Raw genomic sequence first — 16693 nt, 5'->3', positions numbered from 1 at the left:
GCCGCGAAGTTGTGAGCTGTCAGGTAGTAAGATCGGCGGGGTCGAGCAGACCTAGAAGGTCCTGGGCATGCTGGGCCGCTTCCCGACCCAGTGGGGTCATGTAGCCGCCGTCGGCCTGTGTCACCAAGCCCTTGGCATAGAGGCGCCCTGCAGCGGCAATGGCCTCGGGCGCGGCGCTGGAGTGAACCTTGATCCCCTCCTGGGTCGTATCCAGGTTGTAGAGACAGAGAATATTGAGCTCTTCGAGTTGCTCGGTAGTGAAACGCGGTTGGGGCATGGCGACCTCCGGTCTGATGGGGTTCTTCGAAGGTAAGCCAGAAAGCCTCCTGGAACCAGCGCTTCAGCGTCCCTCGTCTTCGAGATCCACCTGTCGATAGCCCATCAGGTAGAGCACGGCATCGAGGCCCAGGGTCGAGATCGACTGTCGTGCCTGGCTGCGCACCAGCGGCTTGGCGCGAAAGGCGATGCCCAGCCCCGCGGTGGCAAGCATCTTCAGGTCGTTGGCGCCGTCGCCCACGGCGATGGTCTGCTCCAGGGTCAGGCCTTCGCGCGCGGCAATCTCCCGCAGCAGGGCGGCCTTGCGATTGGCATCGAGGATCGGTTCGCGCACCTCGCCGGTCACTTTGCCGTTCTCGATCAGCAGTTCGTTGGCATGCACCTCGTCGAAGCCAAGCTTCTGCTGCAGGTGCTGGGCGAAGTAGGTGAAGCCCCCGGACAGGATTACCGTGCGATAGCCCAGCCGCTTGAGGTGGTACATCAGCCGCTCGACGCCATCCATCATCGGCAGGGTTTCAGCGATTTCGGCGAGCACGGCCTCATCAAGCCCCTTGAGCTTCGCCATACGCTCGCGGAAGCTCTGCTGGAAATCCAGCTCCCCGCGCATGGCGCGTTCGGTGATCTCGGCCACCTCGTCGTAGACACCATGGCGGCGCGCCAGCTCGTCGATCACCTCGGCCTTGATCAGGGTCGAGTCCATGTCGAAGCAGACCAGGCGACGATGACGGCGCCAGATGGAATCCTCCTGGATGGCGATGTCGACGCCATGCATGGCGCCCAGTGCCAGCGCCTTCTCGCGCAGTGCGTCGAGATCCACTTCCTCGCCGCGCAACCAGCACTCGACGCAGGCGCCCTGGGTGTGGTGATCACGGGGTACGCCACCGTCCAGCGGCTCACGGCCGGAGAGACGATGGATCAGCTCCACGGTCAGGCCATGCTCGGCGGTGAGCGCCCCCACCTCGGCCAGGATGCCCGCCGGTAGGTGGGGCGCCAGCAGTGTGAGGATCAGACGTGGCTCGCTGGCCTGAACGCTCCAGCGCTGGTAATCCTCGGCGCTGACCTGGATCGCCTGTACCTCGAGGCCCAGGGTGTCCCCGGCGGCACTCAAAGCGCTCTCCAGATCACTCTCACGGTCTAGCCCTACCAGTGCCTCCAGCGAGACCATGCCGAAGGTCACGCTCTGGTTGATGTCGAGCAGCCGCGCGCCGCTGCGCGCCATGGCCTGGCCCAGGCCGGCCAGCTGGCCGGGTCGTGCCGCGCCGGTGGCGCGAATCAGCAGTCGTCGTGTCATGCATGCCTCAGGATACGCTGATAGGACGGCTTTCGGCGCCAGGTCTTCGAGGAGGCGCTGTGAACCCATCCCTGGGCGCTACATTTGCCATCCATGGCAAATGACCTCCTCTTCGACCTACCCCTGGCCGTCAGGTTATGGCTTTAGTCTGCCGAGCTTTCCAGCCTATCGACCTTCTGCAGGCCGCGGGGCAGCTTGCTGCCACGCCGACCACGCTCGCCACGATAGTAATCCAGGTCGGCGGCCTTGAGCGTCAACTTGCGCTTGCCGGCATGGATCACCAGCGACGCCCCTTCCGGCAGCACGGTGATATCGCGCACCAGTTCTTCGCGCCGAGCGGCACGCGCGCCGGGAATATCGATCATCTTGTTGCCCTTGCCCTTGGCCATCTCAGGTAACTGGTCGAGCGGGAAGAGCAGTAGACGACCCTCGTTGGATACCGCCGCCACGTAGCTGCCCTGCCCCTCCGGCACCTGAACCGGCGCCATGACACGGCAGCCCTTGGGCACCGAGAGCACCGACTTGCCCGACTTGTTCTTGCCGGTCAGATCCTCGAGGCGCGCCACGAAGCCATAGCCACCATCGGAGGCGAGCAGATAGCGGGTGGACGGTGGGGCCAGCATGACTCCGGCCATATGCGCCCCCGCCATCACGTTCGCGCGACCGGTCACCGGCTCGCCCTGACTCCTGGCACTGGGCAGGTTGTGAGCCGCCAGGGTATAGGCACGCCCGGTGTCGTCAAGTAGTACCAGAGGCTGGTTCGTCTTGCCTCGAGTCGCCAACGCGAAGCTGTCGCCGGACTTGTAGGAGAGCCCTTCGGGATCGATATCATGTCCCTTGGCGGCACGAATCCAGCCCTTCTCGGAGAGCACCACGGTGATGGGGTCGGCCCCCATCAGCTCGACCTCGGATAGCGCTCGGGACTCCTCGCGCTCGACGATCGGCGCACGCCTTGCGTCGCCGTGCTCCCGCCCCGCCTCGCGGATCTCCTCCTCGATCAGGTCAGTCAGGGCGGCTTCATTGCCGAGCAGTTCCTTGAGGCGCTTGCGCTCCTCCTCCAGGGCGTCCTGTTCGCCACGGATCTTCATCTCCTCGAGCTTGGCCAGGTGGCGCAGGCGCAGCTCGAGGATCGCTTCGGCCTGGCGATCGGTGAGTGCGAAGGCCCGCATCAGCTCGGCCTTGGGTTCATCCTCCTCGCGGATGATGCGGATCACCTCGTCGAGATTGAGGTAGGCCGCCAGCAGGCCCTCGAGGATGTGCAGCCGGTCCTCCACCTTGCCCAGTCGATGCTCCAGGCGCCGGCGGACGGTTTTGCGGCGGAAGGTGAGCCATTCGCCGAGCATGTCGGGCAGCGGCATCACCCGCGGCCGGCCGTCCAGGCCGATGACATTGAGATTGACGCGGATGTTCTTCTCGAGATCGGTGGTGGCGAACAGATGCGCCATCAATGCCTCGATATCGACCCGGTTGGAGCGCGGCTCGATCACCAGCCGTGTCGGGTCCTCGTGGGTCGACTCGTCGCGCAGGTCGGCCACCATGGGCAGCTTCTTGGCGTTCATCTGGGCGGCGATCTGTTCCAGGATCTTGGAGCCGCTGACCTGATAGGGCAGCGCGGTGACCACGACCTTGCCCTCCTCGAGGACGTAGCGTGCCCGCAGCTTCACCGAGCCACGGCCGCACTCGTACAGTTTGCGCAGGTCGGCACGGGGGGTAATGATCTCGGCATGGGAAGGGAAATCGGGGGCCGGCAGAAACTCGACCAGGTCCGCCGTGGTGGCATCCGGGTTACGCAGCAGGTGACAGGTGGCCTCGACCACTTCGCTGACGTTGTGCGGCGGTATATCGGTGGCCATGCCCACGGCGATGCCGGTGCCGCCGTTGAGCAGCACGTGGGGCAGGCGTGCCGGCAGCACCACCGGCTCGTTCATAGTGCCGTCGAAATTGGGCGTCCAGTCCACGGTGCCCTGGCCCAGTTCGGCCAGCAGCACCTCGGCGAACTTCGACAGGCGCGCTTCGGTGTAGCGCATCGCTGCAAAAGACTTGGGATCGTCGGGGCTACCCCAGTTGCCCTGGCCATCCACCAGGGGATAGCGGTAGCTGAACGGCTGCGCCATCAGCACCATCGCCTCGTAGCAGGCGCTGTCACCGTGGGGGTGGAACTTGCCCAGCACGTCGCCGACGGTGCGCGCCGACTTCTTGTACTTGGCGTTGGCACCCAGCGCCAGCTCACGCATGGCGTAGATGATGCGCCGCTGCACCGGCTTCATGCCATCGCCGATATGCGGCAAGGCGCGGTCGAGAATCACGTACATCGAGTAGTCGAGGTACGCCTTCTCGGTGTATTCGCGCAGCGAGAGACGTTCGACGTCGCCCTCCGCGACCTGGATATCCATGGTCATCGATCGATCTCTTTCTTCATCGGGTTACGCCTCCAAGAGGCTGGCAGTTTCGCCGGCCTCAAACCGCGGCTTGACCGGCATCAGGCCTATGCAGAGGCGCTGTGAACCCATCCCTGGGCGCTACCTTTTCCTTCCCTGGAAAAGGACCTCCGCTTCGGCCTGTTCCCGGCGCCGCTCACCTCGGCAGCTTCATCACGCTCATGCTTGGCTAGAGAACCTAGCCGAGCGAAGTCAGGCTCCCCCTCTAAACTTCGATATCGGCCAGGTTGCCGTAATCTTCGAGCCAACTCTTGCGGTCACCGGCGCGTTTCTTCGCCAGCAGCATGTCCATCATCTCCATGGTGCCATCGCCGACTTGGCGAGTGAGCTGTACCAGGCGTCGGGTCTCAACCGCCATGGTGGTCTCACGCAGCTGCAGCGGGCTCATCTCGCCCAGCCCCTTGAAACGCTGCACGTTCACCGTGCCGCGCTTGCCCTCCAGCCGACGCAGGATCGCCGCCTTCTCGCTCTCGTCCAGGGCATAGTGAACCTCCTTGCCAAGGTCGATGCGGTAGAGCGGAGGCATGGCCACGTAGACATGGCCGGCGTCCACCAGCGTGGGGAAGTGACGCACGAAGAGCGCGCACAGCAGGGTGGCGATATGCAGGCCGTCGGAATCGGCATCGGCGAGAATGCAGATCTTGTGGTAGCGCAGCTTGGAGAGATCGTCGCTGCCCGGGTCCATCCCTACCGCCACGGCGATATCGTGGACCTCCTGGGAGCCGTAGATATCGTGGGATTCGACCTCCCAGGTATTGAGGATCTTGCCGCGCAGCGGCAGGATCGCCTGGGTCTCGCGGTTGCGTGCCTGCTTGGCGCTACCCCCGGCCGAGTCCCCCTCCACCAGGAACAGCTCGCCCTGGGCCGGGTCCTGCCCGGAGCAGTCGGCCAGCTTGCCCGGCAGGGCCGGCCCCGAGGTGACCTTCTTGCGCGCTACCTTCTTGGCGCTCTTCTGTCGCCGCTGGGCGGCATTGATCACCAGCTCGGCCAGCGCCTCGGCCTGGTCGACGTGATGATTGAGCCACAGCGAGAAGGCATCCTTGACCACCCCGGCCACGAAGGCCGCCACGGTCCGCGACGATAGCCGCTCTTTGGTCTGCCCGGCGAACTGGGGGTCGAGCATTTTCACCGACAGCACATAGGAGACACGCTCCCAGAGATCGTCGGCGGTAAGCTTGACGCCCCGCGGCAGCAGGCTGCGGTATTCGCAGAACTCGCGCAGGGCCTCGAGCAGGCCCGAACGCAGGCCATTGACGTGGGTACCACCCTGGGTCGTGGGGATCAGGTTGACGTAGCTCTCCATCAGCGGCTCACCGCCCTCGGGCAGCCACTGTATCGCCCAGTCCACCGCCTGCTCGTCGTCGGCGAAATGGCCGATCAGCGGCGAGGCAGGCAGTACCTCGTAGCCGTCAGTGGCCTGGGCCAGGTAGTCGCGCAGGCCATCCTCGTACTGCCAGATGCTCTCGGCACCGTCGGCTTCGACCAGCGTGACCTTCAACCCCGGGCAGAGCACCGCCTTGGCCCGCAGCAGGTGCTGTAGCCGGCCCATGGCCAGCCGGGGGCTGTCGAAATAGCTGAGGTCGGGCCAGAAGCGCACGATGGTGCCTGTGACCCGCTTGGCCACGCTGCCTGTCACCGTCAGCTCCGAGACCTTCTCGCCATGCTCAAAGGCCATGGCGTGCCGGCTGCCGTCACGCAGCACCTCGACCTCCAGACGGCGTGAAAGGGCGTTGACCACCGAGACTCCGACCCCGTGCAGTCCACCGGAAAAGCGGTAGCTGGACTGGGAGAACTTGCCGCCGGCATGGAGCCGGGTCAGGATCAACTCGATCCCCGTGACGCCATGTTCGGGATGCATGTCGATGGGCATGCCGCGGCCGTCATCGCTGACCTCGATGCCGCCATCCTCCAGCAGCCGAACGACCACTTCCCGGGCATGCCCCTCCAGCGCCTCGTCGACGCTGTTGTCGATCACTTCCTGGATCAGGTGATTGGGGCGGGTAGTGTCGGTATACATGCCGGGGCGCTTGCGCACCGGGTCGAGGCCGGAGAGTACTTCGATTGAGCTGGCGCTGTACTGTGTCATGCGTCGTCCATATCCAGATCCTGATCGGAAATGCACCCAGGTTCCAGGCAGTGGCCACCGTGGGCGAGAATCGCTGGAAGATACTCTGCCAGCATGCCGAAGGCATGATCGCCACCGGGGTGCAGGATGGTCCGGGCACCACGGTAGAGGTCGAAGGCGTCCGCCGGCTCGAGGCTCTCGTCGGCCGTCCCCAGTAACAGCAGATAGCGCTGGGGCGAGACCGACTGCGGCGTCAGGCTCGCCAGCTCTTCGAGGTGGCTCGACTCGATGGCAAAGCGCTCGCCGGTATGCGCGTTGACGAAGACCTCATCGACCCAGCCCGTCACCAGGCGCACCGGCCGCACCGCCGGGTTGATCACCACCGCGGGCAGGTCATGGCGCTCGGCCAGGCAGGTGGCCAGGAAACCGCCCATGGAGCTGCCGGCCACCAGCGGATTCGGCCCCAGCTCGCCGAGTTGTGCCTCGGCGAGCCGATAGGCGGCCGCCGGCCGGTGCGGCAGTTGGGGCGTCTCGCAGCGCAGCCCCAATGCCTTGCAGGCCAAGCGCACCAGCGCCGCCTTGGGTGAGCCAACGCCGCTGTTGAAACCATGGAGGTAGAGTACACCGCTGGCGGGCGGCCCGCGCTTCAGTGCACTCAGCATACCCAAATACCTGTATGCATTGCCAGTTTCACTTTCGTATCATCTTTCGTCACCGCCCGCGTCTTCCGCTTCCGCCTGCCAGACGGCCGCCACCAAGGCCCGTGTGGACGCATCCATATGCTCACCGCCGGTGCGCTTCGCCAGGATCTCCCCGGTCTCTCCGGCGATCTGCTTGCCAAGCTCGACACCCCACTGGTCGAAGGGATTGATTCCCCAGATCGTCGCCTGCACAAATACCTTGTGTTCATACAACGCGATAAGCGCGCCGAGGGTGGCGGGGGTCAGGCGATCGAGCAGCAGCGTGGTGGAGGGCTGGTTGCCCCGGTAGCGCTTGTGGCCGGGTCGTTCCCCCGTCTCGTCGATGGCGTCGTCACCCAGCATCAAGAGTCTCGACTGAGCGAAGCAGTTGGCCAGGGTCAAGCGATGCTGCGACTTGAGATGCTCGCGGGTCTCCGGTTCAACGACATCATCGTAGCGCCGCAGCGGGGCAATGAAGTCGCAGACCACCGGCTGGGTGCCCTGGTGCAGCAGCTGGTAAAAGGCGTGCTGCGCGTTGGGACCAAGCTGCCCCCAGAGCACCGGACAGGTCGAATAAGCCACCTCGCGGCCATCATGGGTCGCCGACTTGCCGTTGGACTCCATCTCGAGCTGCTCGAGATAGGCGGCGAAATACTCCAGCCGGCCATCGTAGGGCAGGATCGAGTGGGCCCGGATATCGAGGAAGTTGACGTTCCAGATGCCCGCCAGGGCCAACAGCGTTGGCAGGTTGTCGGCGAGAGGTGCTTCGGCGAAGTGGCGGTCCATGGCATGAGCGCCGGCGAGGAAGTCACGGAAGTGTGCCATCCCTACCACCAGGGCGATGGGCAGACCGATGGCGCCCCACAGCGAATAGCGTCCTCCCACCCACTCCCAGAACTCGAGCTGGTTGGCCTCGGCAATGCCCCACTCGCACATCTTCTCGGGCTTCGCCGAGACACCAATGAAGTGCTGGCGCATCACCATGGACTCGTCCACGCCGCCATCGCCGTCGCGCACCAACCGCGTCAGCAGCCAATCCCTTGCGGTACGGGCATTTGAGAGGGTATCGATGGTGGTGAAGGATTTCGACGAGATCACGAAAAGGGTGGTCTCGGGGTTGAAGCGGCTCAGGTAATCGACCAACTGCGATCCATCCATGGTCGAGGCGAAGTGCACCTCGATATGCGCAGCGCCGGCGGGTCGATAGTCCGCCAGGGCGTGCGTAACCATCAGCGGGCCGAGATCGGAACCTCCTACCCCGAGATTGACCACATCGTGGATGGGTCGACCGGTGGCGCCGCGCCACTGGCTGGTATGCAACCGCTCGACCATGGCTTCCAGCCTTGCCAGGGTGGCATGCACACCAGGCACCAGATCCTCCCCTTCCACCTCCAAAGCGGCCTCGCGAGGCAGGCGCAGCGCCGTGTGCAGCGCCGGACGATCCTCGCTGACATTGACACGCTCCCCGGCAAGCAGTGCGTTGATGGCTTCGGGTACGCGCGCCTCCCTGGCCAAGTCGAGCAGCAGCGCCAGGGTCTCGTCGGACCATCGCTGCTTGGAGACATCCAACGTTAGGCCTGCCGCCTTGCGAGAGAAGGCCCGGCCTCGCCGAGGATCCTCGAACAGCTCGCGCAAGTGGCACTTACGCATCTCACCGGCATGGCCGGCCAATGCTTTCCACGCATCAGTTCGATCGATCGGGGAGTGGATCATACGAATCCTCCTTGTTCGTTTTCGTCCATTGATGCAGCCAGCCTACGACACGCGTAACATAGTGGCCAATCTGCACTTTCCGGCATGCCCCATGAGTAATGCATCTTACCGTGACGCGATCTTTTCCACACCCCTGGACCGTGTCGCACGCTTCTCCTTCGACGAGCAGGTCGTCGCCTGCTTCCCCGACATGATTCGCCGCTCGGTGCCCGGCTACGGCCAGATACTGGGTATGCTGGGGCTGATCGCCCAGCGCCACCTGCGCCACGGCGCCCATGTCTATGACCTGGGCTGCTCGCTAGGCGCGGCGAGCCTGGCCCTGACCGGCCAACTGCCTCCCGATGCCTTCCGGCTCACCGCGGTGGATCTCTCGCCGGCCATGGTGGCGCGGGCCAGAGATACCCTGGCGGAAGCATGTCCCGACCATGTCATCGAGGTCATCGAAGGGGATATTCGCACCTTCGACTATCGGCCATCGGGCATGATCGTCCTCAACTTTACCCTGCAGTTCCTGCCCCGCGAGGACCGCGACGCCGTGATCTCCCGGCTCCATGAAGCCCTGGAGCCCGGCGGGGTGTTGGTGCTTTCCGAGAAGGTGGTCGATCTGGACGAGCAGGACAACGCCTGGCGGGTGGAGCGCTACCACGACTTCAAGCGGGCCAACGGCTATAGCGACCTGGAGATCAGCCAGAAGCGTAACGCGCTGGAGAACGTGCTGGTGCCGGACAGCCTCGATGCCCATCATGATCGCCTCGCCCGAAGCGGCTTCTCGCGTTCACTGACCTGGTTCCAGTACCTCAACTTCGCCTCACTGATCGCATTCAAGGAGGTTTGAGGTGACGATTCCCGTCGTGCAACGTCCGCTCTATCGCGCCTTCATCGACCAGGGCCTGGAAAGTTGGCTCGCGCGGCTTCCCGAGCAGATGGCCCGTGGGCTGGACCGTCACCGCTTCGGCGATCTGCCGGCCTGGGAAAAGGCGGTCGCAAAGCTGCCCGTCCTGCCCGAAGCACGCGACGTGCGCCTGGATGCCGAAACCGTCACGGTCGACTGCGCCCTCCCCGATTCCCAACGCCGCCAGTGCGAGAACCTGCTGCGCAAACTCATGCCGTGGCGCAAGGGCCCCTACTCGCTGGCCGGCATTCACATCGAGACCGAGTGGCGCTCCGACTGGAAGTGGCGGCGAGTCGCCCCGCATCTGGCCCCTCTGGCCGGTCGGCGGGTACTCGACGTGGGCGGTGGCAGCGGCTACCACGCCTGGCGCATGGCCGGCGCGGGTGCCGATTTCGTGCTGGTAATCGATCCATCACCGCGCTTCTATTATCAGTTCCAGGCGCTACGCCACTTCGTCGGCGATGCCGACGGCGGCCGCACTCACTTCCTGCCGGTGGGCATCGAGGACGTGCCGGAAGGGCTCGGCTTCTTCGACACGGTATTTTCCATGGGCGTGCTCTACCACCGGCCCTCGCCGCTGGAGCACCTGCTGCAGTTGAAGGATTGCCTGCGCCCCGGCGGCGAACTGGTGATCGAAACGCTGGTCGTGGAGGGCGACGAGACCACCGTACTACTACCCGGCGAGCGCTACGCCGCCATGCCCAACGTCTACTTTCTGCCCTCCTCGGCCGCGCTCTGCCAATGGCTCGAACGCTGCGGGCTCATTAACGTGCGCGTCGTCGACGAAGCCGTCACCACCCTCGACGAACAGCGCACCACCGAGTGGATGACCTTCCAGTCGCTGGCCGACTTCCTCGACCCCGAGGACCCGTCAAGGACCCGCGAGGGCTATCCCGCGCCCCGCCGGGCGGTCGTGATGGCCAACCGGCCGAGGTAGTTGACCGGATTACGTGAGCGGCGCCGGGGGCTGTCGCCGGAATAGCCGCAGATCATGTCGTCGAGTGTCACAGCGACCCATCAACGCCTCAGTATCACCAGCCAGCGCCCCAGATTCAGTATGCTGGCCATGGACGCCGCCACATAGGTGAAGGCGCAGGCAGTCAGCACATGCCGGGCACCGGGCATGTCATAAGGGGGAACATAGTCCTTGAGCAGCGGCAGGGCGCGCTGGAAGCTGGCATCGAATTCAACCGGCAGAGTCACCAGATGCACCAGTGCCGCTGTTCCGAAGCTGATAACCGCTGCCACCACCACGATGGCGAGGCCCCCCGGCAAGCGGGTAAGAATAAACAGGAAGGGTGCCGCCATCATCAGCAGAGCGCCGAGCTTTTCGGCCTTCTGCGCCACACCCACCAGTCGGGATCGGGCGATCAGCGGCGCGTAACCCTGGTGATGCTGGATCGCATGCCCCACCTCATGGGCCGCCACTGTCACGGCGGTGAGGGAACGCCCCTCGTAATGATCGCGTGAGAGCCGCACCCGCCGCGCCTCGGGATCGTAGTGGTCGCCCTGTTCGGTCAGCTCCACCTGCACCCCCTCGACGCCCATTCGCCGCAGCAGGTGCTCGGCAAGCTCGGCGCCGGTACCGGGATAGTCGTCCCGGCCACGGGAGTGACGCGCCAGCACCCACTTGGCCCAGGCATTGGGAAGCAGAAAGATAGCCAGCAGCATGGCGATCAATAGCACGATCATCGAGGGGCGTACTCCAGCAGAGCAGATCACGGCATCTCAGGGTTGGACCAAGCCTACCAGAGCGGGTTTCATGGTGCAGGGGTAAGCATTGGCATAATCGACGTCAGATCGTCTCTTCACGGGAATCCCGACGCACCGCCTGCAGACCGCTTTCGGAGATGAACCCCCGCTCACGGGCATGTACCGCCATTGCCGTGCTATCGGCGGCCAGCTGCAGTTCGCAGTCGGTGTGGTCGATTTCCTCGCGCAGCAGGTCGATGGCTCGCTCACGGTCGGCTCGGCTTTCAACGCGACGTATATAAATGGCCTTCACCCGACCAGGATGGTCCTTGACGATACGAGTGTAGACTTCCGGGTCGTGCTGGCCGCTGTCGCCGATAAGTACGCACGGGAGGTCATCGAACAGTGCCAGCATACGGGTAATCAAGGCGTACTTGTGCTCTTCGGCGCGGCGTGGCCAGGGCCTTCGCAAAGAGATGCCCCACTCCCTCAGGAACAGGATCGGCCCCACCGGGATGTCATTGATCTGGAAGAATTCCTCAAGCATTTCGTAGATGCTCCAGGGACCCCGAGAGACATACAGGATCGGGCGGCGCGCCTCTTCACGCTGGCCGATATAGAGCGCCTGGTAGAAGGCAGCCACGCCGGGGAAGGCGGTACGCTGGTGGGCCTGCTTGACGAACAAGCGATAGAGCATTCGCAGCTTGTCGGCAACGCCGGTATACATCACCGTGTCGTCGATATCGCTGATCACCAGCAGGTCGGTGTTTTGCGGAGGAATATAGACATCAGTGAAGCTGTGAATGGGCTCCGCCCCGCCATGGGTCACGACATGAAGGTCAGCGCGATGCCAGGAGGTACCCAGTGGCAGCGGGTGATGCAGCGCGAGCTTCGCGTTGAAATAGCCATCGCGATCCGTAGTCACCGTCATGTCATTGCCGCCAAGGGTGACGTGCACCTCGACGTCGGGAAGACCCCGCCTGATGACGCGGCGCGCCACATCGGCGACATCGCGCATGGCGCCATAAGGGGGAATGACACGCCCCAGCCTGGTTTGGCGGAAGACACGCCCCATCAGGAATGCCTCGCGGGTGGAGCCATAGCCACGGTAGGGATGCACCACGGGACCGCCACGGCCGCGGTCGCTCTTCATCGGCCTGGCGATGGCGCGTAGCAGGCGCCGGATCCGTTGCGGTGCCCGGGGGCGATCAGCCATCAGGCGGAGAGCCCGGAAACAGCATCACGCCATGGTCTCGACTCGGCCTGTTCAACCTGCATGATGGCTCTCCTCTTGTCCTGCCCGTGTCGTCCTGCCCGTGTCGTCCTGCCCGTGTCGCCCCGTCCTTCCCTGCCTGCACTGCGTGCCTGGCCCCAGCCCATCAACCGGAAGGTGTACCGGCCAGTGTGGAGCATTGCGACCCAAGTGCAAGCCAATGGCGCCACTCACACAACCAACGCAGCGGACACCAGGCATTGTCTGAAAAGTCGACGAGCGATGGTCAGACAAGGCAAAAATTAGCGAAAAGACGGAGTCTACGGAGTGTAAATGAGTACTTTGAGCTGATTTTTAACGCCGTATGGCCGGGCGCAGACACTTTTCCGACAATGACTAACTCAGCAGGGAAAACACCATACCCAGCAGCGCACAGCCACCCAGCACCTTGAGCATACCCAGCTTGAAACGGAATATCGCCAACATGGCCCCGGCCGAGAGCAGCAGGGCCAATGGATCCAGGGTGGCCAGGTCGGGAATCAGCAGCCGCAGGCCCGCCCCGCGCCACTCCCCCACTTCGCCGAACACCACATGGATGCCGAACCACACCGCCAGGTTGAGCACCACCCCCACCACGGCGGCGGTGATGGCCGTCATCGCGCCGCTCAGGGCGGCGTTGTCGCGCAACCGTTCCACGTAGGGCGCGCCGAGGAATATCCATAGGAAGCAGGGCACGAAGGTCACCCAGGTGGTCAGCACCGCGGCAAAAGTCGCCGCCACCCAGGGGTCCAGGGCGCCGGCGTCGCGAAATGCCCCCATGAAGCCGACGAACTGTACCACCTGGATCAGGGGGCCGGGTGTGGTCTCGGCCATGCCCAGCCCGTCGAGCATCTCCCCCGGCGCCAGCCAGCCATAGTTCTGAACCGCTGCCTGGGCCACGTAGCTCAGCACCGCGTAGGCACCGCCGAAGGTAACCACGGCCATCTGGCTGAAGAAGGTGGCGATCTGGGTAAAGACACTGTCGAAGCCGAGCACGGCAATAAGCAGGAGCACCGGGGTGAGCCATAGGGAAAGGAAGATGGCCGAGACCTTGAGCGACCAGGCCCGATTGACGCGGGCATGATCCGGCAACTGCTCGCCGAGCAATGAGTCGCTATCGGCAAGCCCCCTTTCCCCGCTGGCACCATGGCCGCCCCCTACCTGGAACAGCGGCGAGCCCGCCCGACCGCCGAAATAGCCGATCAGGGCCGCCGAAACGATGATCAGGGGGAAGGCGATATCCAGAAAGAAGATGGCCACGAAGGCCGCGGCGGCAATGCCCAGCATGACGTTGTTCTTCAAGGCCCGCTTGCCGATCCGCACCACTGCGTTTACCACGATGGCCAGCACCGCCGCCTTGAGGCCGAAGAAGAGTCCTTCGACCAGGCCCACATTGCCCAACGCCGCATAGAGGTAACTTAGCGCCAGGATGGCAATGAAACCCGGCAGCACAAAGAGCGTACCCGCCAGCAGACCGCCCCGAGTGCGGTGCATCAGCCAGCCGATATAGATCGCCAGCTGCTGCGCCTCGGGGCCGGGCAGCAGCATGCAGTAGTTCAAGGCATGCAGGAAACGGTTCTCGCCGATCCACCGCTTTTCTTCTACCAGGATACGATGCATGACCGCGATCTGGCCTGCGGGCCCGCCGAAGCTCAACAGGGCTATACGCAGCCAGATATGCACCGCCTCGCGGAAGGGAACATCATGGGGTACGGCGTTGGGCGGCATAAAAATCCCTGGTGCAGGATGGAAAAGCGAATCGACAGCCGAAAAAACGAAGCCCCGTATATTAACAGGGCTTCGTAGATAGCATTAACAGGGCTTCGAAGACAGTATTAGCAGGGCATCGAAGACAGCAGGATGACGCGATCAGCGTGTCAGCAGGTCGCGCACGTCCTTCGCCTCCCAGTGGGGGAAGTGCTTGCGCACCAGCGCATTGAGGTCCGCCTCGAAGGCAGCCCAGTCAATCTCACCGCTTGGCTTCTCCTCGTCTCCAGCGATGGAGCGTATCATTCCCGCCCCCACGGTGACGTTGGTCAGCCGGTCGATGACGATGAAGCTGCCGGTGCCAGGGCTCTGCTCGTAGGGATCCAGGGCCACCTCGGCGGTCAGCTCGACGCGGCAGCGGGCGATGGCATTGAGCTCGAGCTGATCGGTGCCGTGCCGCTCCAGGGTGTTGACGTCCACCTGGTGGTGAATGGTACTCACCTGGCCGGAGACCGAGCGTCCCGCCAGGCGAATGTCCACCTGACGGCCCGGCGCCAGGGGCTGCTCGTGCATCCAGACGATATCGGCATCGAAACGGTTCGACAGGGCGATATCGGCACCCTCGGCGACGATCCAGTCCCCACGGGAGATATCGAGCTCGTCTTCCAGGGTGACGGTGACCGCCTGGCCCGGCCAGGCGGCCTCCAGATCGCCATCGAAGGTGACAACCCGCTCGACGCGGCTGGTCTTGCCCGAGGGCAGCACCTTGACCGCAAGCCCGGGGCGCAATATGCCCGCCTCCAGGGTGCCGGCATAACCGCGGAAATCCAGGTTCGGTCGGTTGACGTACTGCACCGGAAAGCGTAGATCGACCACGTTGCGGTCCCGTGACACCTCGACGGTTTCCAGCAACTCCAGCAGGGCCGGGCCTGGCTCGCCGTCGACGGAGTACCAGGGCGAGCGGTCGCTGCGGTTGACCACGTTGTCGCCTTCCAGTGCCGAGATCGGCACGAAGCGGATGTCGCTGGCCGACAGTTGCTCGGCGAAGCGCCGATAGTCGGCCACGATCTCGTTGAAGCGTGCTTCCTCGAAACCCACCAGGTCCATCTTGTTGACCGCGATCAACAGGTGCTTGATGCCCAGCAGGTCGGCGATGAAGCTGTGCCGGCGGGTCTGGGTCTGCACCCCGTAGCGGGCATCGATCAGGATGATCGCCAGGCTGGCGTTGGAGGCACCGGTAGCCATGTTACGGGTGTACTGCTCGTGGCCCGGGGTATCGGCGATGATGAACTTGCGCTTGTCGGTGGAGAAGAAGCGATAAGCCACATCGATGGTAATGCCCTGCTCGCGCTCCGACTGCAGGCCATCGACCAGCAGCGCCAGGTCCACCGCTTCGCCGGTGGTGCCACTCTTCTTCGAGTCCCGGGTGATCGCCGCCAGGTGATCGTCGAAGATCATCTTTGAATCGTGCAGCAACCGACCGATCAGGGTCGACTTACCGTCGTCGACGCTGCCGCAGGTGATGAAGCGCAGCAGGTCCTTGTTCTCGTGCTCGTGCAGGTACTGCTCGATATTCTCGGCAATGAGATTCGATTGGTGTGCCATTAGAAATAACCCTCGCGCTTCTTCTTCTCCATGGAGCCGGCCTGGTCGTGATCGATGGCACGGCCGCTGCGCTCGCTGGTGCGCGTCAGCAGCATCTCCTGGATGATCTCGGGCAGCGTGGCGGCCTTGGACTCCACGGCGCCGGTGAGCGGATAGCAACCCAGGGTACGGAAGCGAACCCACCTCTGCTCGGGCACCTCGCCCTCGGCCAACGGCAGGCGGTCGTCATCGACCATCACCAGCATGCCGTCGCGTTCGACGACCGGGCGCGGGGCGCTGAAGTAGAGTGGCACGATGGGAATCTGCTCCAGATGGATGTACTGCCAGATATCCAGCTCGGTCCAGTTGGAGAGCGGAAAGGCGCGGATCGACTCGCCCTTGTTGATGCGGGCGTTGTAGAGATTCCACAGCTCCGGGCGCTGGTTCTTGGGGTCCCAGCGGTGAAACTTGTCGCGAAACGAGAAAACCCGCTCCTTGGCCCGGCTTGCCTCCTCGTCGCGACGAGCACCGCCGAAGGCGGCATCGAAACCATACTTGTTCAGCGCCTGCTTGAGGGCCTCGGTCTTCATCACGTCGGTATAGCCGCTGGAACCGTGGTCGAAGGGGTTGATGCCGGCGGCACGCCCCTCTTCGTTGGTATGCACCAGCAGCTCCATGCCCACCTCAGCCGCCATGCGATCGCGGAACTCGATCATCTCGCGGAACTTCCAGGTGGTGTCCACGTGGAGCAGCGGGAACGGCGGCGGGCCGGGATAGAAGGCCTTGCGCGCCAGGTGCAGCATCACCGAGGAGTCCTTGCCGATGGAATACATCATCACCGGATTGGCAAACTCGGCGGCCACCTCGCGAATGATATGGATGGACTCGGCTTCCAACTGCTGGAGATGGGTCAGGCGCTGGGTCGAAAGAGACGCCTGCTCCGCTCCGGCAGCCTGGGCGGCCGGCTCGCGTGCGGGTGCATGAAGACTGGTCATCGGCCCGGGTACCTCGCATGACTAAGGGCAAGTAGGATCATGCGAGACAGGTTAACGCCGGAACCATAATAACGTAAAAGAATGATTGCCTATCTTTTTAGTCGATAT

The 16693-nt window shown here is 64.0% G+C and carries 13 protein-coding genes; 2 read left to right on the top strand and 11 right to left on the bottom strand.

Annotation, left to right across the window (positions count from 1 at the left end):
• Nucleotides 1–19 precede the first annotated feature (19 nt).
• From DU490_RS05430 to pgi, 6 genes are all read right to left on the bottom strand, one after another.
• A complete protein-coding gene (locus tag DU490_RS05430) occupies nt 20–277 on the bottom strand; it encodes a TIGR02647 family protein (protein WP_114573315.1) in 258 nt (85 codons plus the stop codon).
• 63 nt (nt 278–340) lie between these two features.
• A complete protein-coding gene (gene serB, locus DU490_RS05425; RefSeq protein ID WP_114573314.1) occupies nt 341–1567 on the bottom strand; it encodes a phosphoserine phosphatase SerB in 1227 nt (408 codons plus the stop codon).
• Between the two features lie 143 nt (nt 1568–1710).
• Nucleotides 1711–3966: a DNA topoisomerase IV subunit A gene (gene parC, locus DU490_RS05420; protein WP_114573313.1), complete on the bottom strand. Its 2256-nt coding sequence runs from the start codon at nt 3964–3966 to the stop codon at nt 1711–1713.
• Between the two features lie 244 nt (nt 3967–4210).
• Entirely contained in the window at nt 4211–6091 is a 1881-nt protein-coding gene (gene parE, locus DU490_RS05415) for a DNA topoisomerase IV subunit B (RefSeq protein WP_114573312.1), read from the bottom strand.
• Entirely contained in the window at nt 6088–6732 is a 645-nt protein-coding gene (locus tag DU490_RS05410) for a YqiA/YcfP family alpha/beta fold hydrolase (protein ID WP_114573311.1), read from the bottom strand. The genes parE and DU490_RS05410 overlap by 4 nt, the downstream gene beginning before the upstream one ends.
• A 39-nt stretch (nt 6733–6771) precedes the next feature.
• Complete coding sequence (gene pgi, locus DU490_RS05405) at nt 6772–8463, bottom strand: glucose-6-phosphate isomerase (RefSeq protein WP_114573310.1); 1692 nt, start codon at nt 8461–8463, stop codon at nt 6772–6774.
• Between the two features lie 91 nt (nt 8464–8554).
• On the opposite strand from pgi, the gene cmoA reads away from it, so the two are divergent.
• Together cmoA and cmoB are read left to right on the top strand one after the other, a co-directional pair.
• Nucleotides 8555–9298: a carboxy-S-adenosyl-L-methionine synthase CmoA gene (gene cmoA, locus DU490_RS05400; protein ID WP_114573393.1), complete on the top strand. Its 744-nt coding sequence runs from the start codon at nt 8555–8557 to the stop codon at nt 9296–9298.
• Between the two features lies 1 nt (nt 9299).
• Nucleotides 9300–10292, top strand: a complete 993-nt coding sequence (gene cmoB / locus DU490_RS05395) for a tRNA 5-methoxyuridine(34)/uridine 5-oxyacetic acid(34) synthase CmoB (RefSeq protein ID WP_114573309.1) — start codon at nt 9300–9302, stop codon at nt 10290–10292.
• Nucleotides 10293–10372: 80 nt separating this feature from the next.
• Here cmoB and DU490_RS05390 read toward each other — a convergent pair whose 3' ends face one another.
• The 5 genes from DU490_RS05390 to cysD form a co-directional block, all read right to left on the bottom strand.
• Nucleotides 10373–11047, bottom strand: coding sequence for a zinc metallopeptidase (locus tag DU490_RS05390; RefSeq protein ID WP_114573308.1), 675 nt, complete (start codon nt 11045–11047; stop codon nt 10373–10375).
• A gap of 103 nt (nt 11048–11150) precedes the next feature.
• Nucleotides 11151–12263 (bottom strand): App1 family protein, encoded by a 1113-nt coding sequence (locus tag DU490_RS05385; RefSeq protein WP_258801324.1) that lies wholly within the window; start codon nt 12261–12263, stop codon nt 11151–11153.
• 393 nt (nt 12264–12656) lie between these two features.
• Nucleotides 12657–14027 carry a chromate efflux transporter gene (chrA, locus tag DU490_RS05380; protein WP_114573306.1) on the bottom strand — a complete coding sequence of 457 codons (1371 nt, stop codon included), beginning with the start codon at nt 14025–14027 and terminating at the stop codon, nt 12657–12659.
• 141 nt (nt 14028–14168) lie between these two features.
• The gene (gene cysN, locus DU490_RS05375) at nt 14169–15611 is read right to left on the bottom strand and encodes a sulfate adenylyltransferase subunit CysN (protein ID WP_114573305.1); all 1443 of its coding nucleotides are present in this window, start codon (nt 15609–15611) and stop codon (nt 14169–14171) included.
• Nucleotides 15611–16585 (bottom strand): sulfate adenylyltransferase subunit CysD, encoded by a 975-nt coding sequence (gene cysD / locus DU490_RS05370; protein ID WP_114573304.1) that lies wholly within the window; start codon nt 16583–16585, stop codon nt 15611–15613. Before cysD ends, cysN begins: the two co-directional genes overlap by 1 nt.
• Nucleotides 16586–16693: the final 108 nt, after the last annotated feature.

The sequence above is a fragment of the Halomonas sp. DQ26W genome, assembly GCF_003339685.1.
In the GTDB taxonomy this organism is placed as follows: Bacteria; Pseudomonadota; Gammaproteobacteria; order Pseudomonadales; family Halomonadaceae; genus Halomonas.
Note: the sequence above shows the minus strand (reverse complement) of the source record. Positions and strands in the feature narration are given on the sequence as shown.